The organism is uncultured Aquincola sp. (assembly GCF_964001545.1).
GTDB lineage: Bacteria > Pseudomonadota > Gammaproteobacteria > Burkholderiales > Burkholderiaceae_C > Aquincola.
Genome location: NZ_CAXFDV010000327.1, coordinates 1 through 6863, shown reverse-complemented (window position 1 = coordinate 6863; position 6863 = coordinate 1). Strand labels below are relative to the sequence as shown.

General features: G+C 69.1%; 5 protein-coding genes. 2 read left to right on the top strand and 3 right to left on the bottom strand.

The features are described from left to right. Positions 1 to 106: 106 nt before the first annotated feature. Both ABNT58_RS11405 and ABNT58_RS11400 read right to left on the bottom strand, forming a co-directional pair. Positions 107 to 1726, bottom strand: a complete 1620-nt coding sequence (locus ABNT58_RS11405) for a methyl-accepting chemotaxis protein (protein ID WP_348753597.1) — start codon at positions 1724 to 1726, stop codon at positions 107 to 109. 128 nt (positions 1727 to 1854) lie between these two features. Further along, on the bottom strand, positions 1855 to 2169 hold the full coding sequence (locus ABNT58_RS11400; protein ID WP_348753596.1) for a hypothetical protein: 315 nt from the start codon (positions 2167 to 2169) through the stop codon (positions 1855 to 1857). A 266-nt stretch (positions 2170 to 2435) separates the two neighbouring features. On the opposite strand from ABNT58_RS11400, the gene ABNT58_RS11395 reads away from it, so the two are divergent. Together ABNT58_RS11395 and ABNT58_RS11390 are read left to right on the top strand one after the other, a co-directional pair. Further along, positions 2436 to 3986 (top strand): esterase-like activity of phytase family protein, encoded by a 1551-nt coding sequence (locus ABNT58_RS11395; protein WP_348753595.1) that lies wholly within the window; start codon positions 2436 to 2438, stop codon positions 3984 to 3986. 138 nt (positions 3987 to 4124) lie between these two features. Continuing rightward, positions 4125 to 5585 carry an esterase-like activity of phytase family protein gene (locus ABNT58_RS11390; RefSeq protein ID WP_348753594.1) on the top strand — a complete coding sequence of 487 codons (1461 nt, stop codon included), beginning with the start codon at positions 4125 to 4127 and terminating at the stop codon, positions 5583 to 5585. A gap of 27 nt (positions 5586 to 5612) precedes the next feature. Here the strand turns inward: ABNT58_RS11390 and ABNT58_RS11385 are convergent. Continuing rightward, positions 5613 to 6863: methyl-accepting chemotaxis protein (locus tag ABNT58_RS11385; protein WP_348753593.1), on the bottom strand; the 1251-nt coding region annotated here is incomplete at its 5' end.

Here is a 6863-nt window from a genome sequence, read left to right as displayed (position 1 = left end):
TCGATGGCGCTCACCTGCCTGGCGCTCATCAGCGGGGGGCGGCTGCCGCCGGTGCCGACAGCCCTGGAGCCCGGCGAGTGCTGGTTGTCCGCGTCGGCCGCGGCCCTCACGCAGCCAGCTTGAACCGCGTCAGCAGCCCCGACAGCCGAGCAGCCTGCGCCCGCAGGCTCTCGGCGGCAGCGGCGGTCTGTTCCACCATCGCGGCGTTCTGCTGGGTCAATGCGTCCACGTCGGTCACGGCCGTGTTGATCTCGCGCAGGCCTTGGCCCTGGGCCAGGGCACGGCTGCGAATGTCGGCCACGGTCGTGCTGACCTCGCGGATGCCGTTTTGCAGCTCCCGCATCGCGGCGCCGGCTGCCTGCACCCACTGCGAACCTTGCCCCACCTGATCCGTCGACGTGCCGATCAGCTGCTTGATCTCGCGTGAGGCCTCGGCCGACTGCCCAGCCAGGCGTCGCACCTCAGCGGCCACGACGGCAAAACCACGGCCGTCTTCGCCCGCCCGGGCCGCTTCGACCGCGGCGTTCAAGGCCAGCAGGTTGGTCTGGAAGGCCAGGCCATCGATCACGCCGGTGATCGCCGCAATGCGATCCGCGCTGGCGCTGATGCGGTCCATGCTCTGAACGGCCTGCATCACCACTTCGCAGCCGGAGTCGGCCGCCAGGCTGGCAGACTGTGCCAGCTGGGCTGCCGCGTCGGCCGATTGCTCGGCGGCGGCCACTGCTTCGGTCAAGGTGCCCATGCTGGCGGCGGTTTCCTGCAGGCTGCTGGCCGTGTGCTCGGTGCGGCTGCTGAGGTCCTGGCTGCCGTGCGCGATCTCGGTGCTGGCCGCATCGATCGAAGCGGCGCTGTGACGCACCTCCCCCACCACCTCGCGCAGGCTCTGCTGCATGGTGCCCAGCGCGGCCATCAGCTGACCCAATTCGTCCCGCCCCTGACCACGCACGGGCTCGGCGAGGTCACCGGCCGCCACCCTGCCGGCCACGCCGATCGCGCGGTCCAGGGGGCGCGTGACGGACAACACCGTGAACGCCATCAGGGGCGCAAACAGCGCGAGCGTCAGCCCAGAGACCACCAGGATGACCGTGCGCCAGCGCCGCACCGCTTCCGTCGCAGCAGCACTTTGCTCTGCCGCCTGCCCTTCCAGCGTGCGGGCAATGCCTGCCAGCAGGGGCTCGGCCGCATGCATCTGCTTCTTGGCGGGGGCCAGCAGTTCGTTGGCTTCGTTGGCGGTGACGATCTGGCCGTTGATGCTGCGCTGGAGCACATCGCCGGCTTGCTGGCGGTAGGCCACCAGCAGCGGCAACAGGCCGTCGACCTGCTCCGCAGGCAGCCGCGCGCGCAGGGCTTCGAGCTGGGACAGCGAGGCGTCGAACGATTGGACCCACTGGGCTTGATAGCGCTTGGCCGACGCTGCGTCGTCGATCTGGAGGATGGTGTCCTTCTCGAATCGCCGCAGGTTGCCGAACTCGGTGCGCAACGCGGTCAAGGCCTCGTGGGTCGCAACGCTTTGGGCAACAAAGGCCTGGAAGTGGCGGTCCAGCCGATCCAGCCCGAGCGCGGCAGCGCCACTGACCACCACCAGGGCGACCGAGGCCAGCACAGCAGCGCTCATCAGTCGCGCCTTGATCGACAGGTTCTTCAGATACTTCACGTGGGTTTTACCGGAGACTTCGATGGTGCAGATATCGACGCCGGTAGGGGGGGCTGAACGCCTGTTACGCAAACGTGGCGAGAGGTCTGAGCCCGCGCTCGGTGCGCCGACCTGTCCGAGGTTGATGGCCGCTGAGGGACCATGTAGGGCACTCGGCCTTGCAGCCGGCCCGACCGATGCGGGGACCCCAGTGTGGGGTTTTAAGATGCTGGTTTCATGACACCCGGTCCGTCCGGGGGGACATGGACGCCAAGCGCCATCAAAGCCTCATGGAGCTGGAGCAGGCCGTCGCGCTCACGGGCCATGCGCCGGCGCATCGCGTGCATGGCCTCCTGGTCTGCCGGAGGCAGCTGGGTCATGTCTCGCCACACACGGTCGGCCCAGGCGTTGAGCAGGAAAAGGATGATCTGCCGATCACGCCCGCCCGGATCGGGGCTGCCAGGAAAAGCCAGCAACAGATCGTCGATGGGGTAGCCCTTCAAGATCTGCTGCAGCTCGCTCTCGTGTGGCGCCACGGCGTGGTCCTGTGCGTTCAGTATCCCTGCCCTCGCGGGCCGACGACCGACCGGACTGCCGGACCGTGCTTTGCGATGCTCGGTGGATTCCAGGACGACTTGATGACACCGTCGCGCCCGATGGCGCCGCGCACCACGGGCCGGCAGCGGCAGGTCCGCCGGCAACGGCAGCCCACTGTCACGCAGGCTTCATGCAATCGCCGCACAGTCGGGCCAAAGCCGTTCAAGAACCAGCACCCGCAGGGTGCGCCCGGAGGAGTGTTTCCATGAAGTCGATGACACCGTCGGCATGCCGCCGCATGCTTGTGCTGGCCACCCTGTGCGCCGCCGCCGCCTCGCCGCAGGCCGCGGTCACGGTCAATGGCACCGTGTTCACCCTGCAGGAGCTGGTGGGCGTGGGCCGCCTGGCCGCCAACCTGCGCGACGAGCATGGCGAGACCTTCGGCTCCATCTCGGGCCTGGTGGCCGACCGCAGCAGCTGGACCCGGGTGGGTGACAGCTACACCGGCACCTTCTATGCCGCGCCCGACCGTGGCTACAACGTGGTGGGCACCATCGATTACACCGCCCGCATCAACCGCATCGAGATGAGCTTCACGCCCGCGGCGATGGGCGCCAGCGGCCTGGCGCAGAACCAGATCGGCCTGAGCCTGACGCAGTCGACGCTGCTGCGTGAATCGCTGACCGGCAGCAGCCGCCCGATCAGCGGCCTGGACCCGGTGCCGGGCGGCGTGGCCACCGGCGGCGCACGGCCGGCCACCGCCCTGCTGCCGCAGCTGCCGCAGGCCTACAACGGCAAGCTCACGCTCGACGCCGAAGCCATCGTCATCCTGCGCGACGGCTCGCGGCTGATCAGCGACGAATACGGCCCGTCCATCTACCGCTTCTCGGCCGACGGCCAGTTCATGGGCGCCTTGAAGGTGGCCGACTCGGTGCGCCCGCTGCGCAATGGCGTGCCCGACTACAGCTCCAACAACGCCACCGTCGGCCAGCCGGCCCCGGTGCCCGCCAACCCCAGCTACGGCCGGCAGAACAACCAGGGCTTCGAGGGCCTGTCGCTGTCGCCCGATGGCAAGACCTTGTTCGTGGCCCTGCAAAGCGCCGCCCGCCAGGACGGCGGCACCGGTGGCACCAGCGCCACCCGGGACAACACCCGCGTGTTCACCTACGACGTGTCGAACCTGGACGACATGAAACTCAGTGGCGAATACGTGGTGCAGCTGCCCAAGTTCACCCAGAACGGACAGACCCTGGTGGCCGCGCAAAGCGAGATCCTGGCGCTGTCGGACACGCAGCTGCTGATCCTGCCGCGCGACAGCAACGGCCTGGCCGTGGGCACGCAGGAATCGCAGCTGCGCCGGGTGGACGTGATCGACCTGGCCGGTGCCACCAACATCCTGGGCCAGAGCTACGAAGGCACCATCGCCCCGGGCGGCGTGCTCAACCCGGCCATCACGCCGGCGACGTACGTGCCCTTCCTGGACGTCAACGACAAGGCCCAGCTGGCCCGCTTCGGCCTGACCAACGGCCAGGTGGCAGGCCTGGACAACCTGTCCGAGAAGTGGGAAGGCATGGCGCTGCTGCCGGCCCTCGACCCCAGCCGGCCGAACGACTATTTCCTGTTCCTGGCCAACGACAACGACTTCGCGACCACCGACGGCTTCCAGGCCGGCGCCGCGTACAGCGACGGCAAGAACCTGGACACCATGTTCCTGGCCTATCGCGTGACCATCGCCGCCGTGCCCGAGCCCGGCACCTGGGCGATGCTGGGCCTGGGCCTGGCGACGCTGGCCACGCTGCGCCGCCGCCGCCGCTGATCGGCCCGCGGCCGGCGATGGTCCGGTGGGCGGGGTTCTTCCAGCCCACCGCCCGCCGCCGCGCTACACCGCCGTGACATCGCGCCTGTGGAGCATGGGATCGCCAGATCTCATACCACCACTCCAGGAGCCCACCCGATGTCCGCATCCCGCCAGAAGGCGCGCCTCGCCTTGTCCGCCCTTGCCCACGCCGCCGTGGTCGCCACGCTGGGCATGTCCAGCGCGCAGGCCGCCGGCCTGCCGCACCAGCTCACCGGCTGGGCCGCGTTGTCAGACACCTTCCGCTGGGAAGGCCCGACCAGCGGCCAGTTCATCGGCGGTGCGCTGGGTGTCACCCCGCCCTTCTCGGACAGCCAGCCCATCCCCGGCTTTTCGGCGCTGCTGAAGAACGCCGATGGCAGCTGGACCGGCATGGCCGACAACGGCTTCGGCACCAAGGGCAACTCGGGCGACTTCCTCATTGGCCTGTACAACGTCGGCATCCAGTTCCGCACGGCTGGCAATGGCAGCAGCGTGCCGGGCGCGGTCAGCGTCAACAGCCGCATCAACTTCAACGACGCCAAGGGCTACCTGAAGGACGGCCAGGGCGTGGACCTGAAGATCACCGCCGACTTTGCCAACTACCAGACCGTCTCGGGCAACAACCTGGTGGACAGCGGCAAGGCGGTGGACAGCCGCATCCGCAACGGCCGGCTGCTGACGGGCTTCGATTTCGACGTCGAGTCCATCGCCCGTGCCAAGGACGGCAGCTACTTCGTGGGCGAGGAGTTCGGCCCCTACATCCTGCACTTCGACGCGCAGGGCACGCTGATGTCCGACCCGGTGGCCCATCCCTTCCTCAAGAGCCCGTCCAACCCGCTGGTGATGAACAACGGCGCACAGGTCACCTCGCAAGGCAGCCGCGGCTTCGAGAGCCTGGCCTTCAATGGCGACCAGAGCCGGCTGTGGGCAGTGCCTGAAGCAGCGCCCACGGTGGCCGCGCTGCGCCCGGTGGCCAACGACGAGCGCTACCTCAACTTCTTCGAGTTCGACCCGGCCGCGATGGCCTACACCGGCCACAACCTGGTCTACAAGAAAGACGGTCCGCAGACCGGCAACAACATCGTCATCGGCGACATGACGAACGTGGGCGGCGACAAGTTCGTGCTGATCGAGCGCGACAGCAAGTACGGCTCGGCGGCCGAGGTCAAGCGCCTGTACCTGGTCGACCTGAACGAGGTGGACGAGACCGGCACGCTGAAGAAGACGCTGCTGGTCGACCTGCTGCACGTCAACGACCCGCTGAACATCGGCGGCCCGCTGGCCACGGTGGGCGGCAGCTTCTCCATGCCCTTCGACTCGATCGAAAGCGTGGTGGTGCTGGACAACCACACACTGGCGGTGGCCATCGACACCAACTACCCCGACGAAGACGGCCGCCTGCTGGGCAAGCCCGACAGCACCGAGATCATCACCATCCGCTTCGACCAGCAGCTGTTTGCCGTCAGCCCCGTGCCCGAGCCTGGCACCTATGCGCTGATGCTGGGCGGCCTGGCGCTGCTGGCCGGCCTGCGGGGCGGCAGGTCCGGCCTCCTCAAGAACCGCCACGACCGCCGCTGAGGGGATCGCGCGAGTCCGCGCTGGCGCTCAGGCGGGCGCCAGCCGGAACTTGCCGACGGCGCTCAACAGGCCGTCGGCCTGCACCTTCAGCGACTCGGCAGCCGCGGCGGACTCTTCCACCAGCGCGGCGTTCTGCTGCGTCATGCCGTCCATCTGCATGATGGCGGTGTTTACCTCGCCCACGCTCTGCGTCTGCGATTGCACGGTGCTGGCGATCTCGCCGATGAGCCGGCTCACGTCGCTCACGGCCCGCACCACCTGCTGCATGGTGCTGCCCGCTTCGTCCACCAGGGCGCCGCCGCGGCCCACCTGGTCTTCCGAGCTGGCGATCAACGACTTGATCTCACGCGCGGCCTGGGCCGAGCGCTGGGCAAGGCTGCGCACCTCCGAGGCCACCACCGCAAAGCCGCGGCCCTGCTCACCGGCACGCGCAGCCTCCACCGCGGCATTCAAGGCCAGGATGTTTGTCTGGAAGGCGATGCCATCGATCACGCCGATGATGTCGCCAATCTTGCGCGACGAGGCCTGGATGCCGCTCATGGTCTCGACCACGCGGGCCACCACCGCCCCGCCCTGCGTGGCCACCTCGGCGGCGGCATGGGCCAGCTGGTGCGCCTGCTGGGCCGATGCCGCGCTGTGGCGCACGGTCTCGGCCACCTGCTGCATCGCGGCCGAGGTCTGCTCGATGCTGGCGGCCGCCTGCTCGGTGCGCATCGACAGGTCGTGGCCGCCGCTGGACACCTCCTGCGCGGCCGTGGCCACGGCATCGGCGCCCAGCCGCACGCTGCTCACCGAGGCATTGAGTGCGGCCTGCATACGGGCCAGCGCCCGCAACAGGTCACCCAATTCGTCGCGGCGGTCGCTGCCCACCGGCACACTCAAATCACCGTCGGCAATGCGGTCGGCGGTGGCGGCGGCATGGGCCAGCGGCGTGGTGAGCGAGCGGGTCAGCAGCACGGCCACCAGCCCCCCCAGCAGCAGCGCCACGGTGATCATCGCCACGATGCCCCAGCGCACCGAGGCGTAGTCACGGCTGCTGCGGCCCGAGGCCTCGGCCGCGCCCTGGGTGTTGCTCTGGGTCAGCGTCACCATGGCGTCGGTGGTGGCCCGGAAGGCCTTGCGCGAGTCGCCACGCAGGAAAGCGCGGGCCTCTTCGGCGCGGCCTTCCTTCAACAGCGACACCAGCTGTGGCTGGCTGGCGCGGTAGCGCTGCACGGCGCCCTGCAGCGCCCCGAAGGCCTGGCGCTCGGCCTGGTCGCCCAAGGTGCGTTCATAGGC

Coding starts and splice junctions, on each gene's coding strand:
- ABNT58_RS11395 (WP_348753595.1), top strand. CDS start 2,436: ATGAAGTCGATGACACCGTCGGCATGCCGCCGCATGCTTGTGCTGGCC.
- ABNT58_RS11390 (WP_348753594.1), top strand. CDS start 4,125: ATGTCCGCATCCCGCCAGAAGGCGCGCCTCGCCTTGTCCGCCCTTGCC.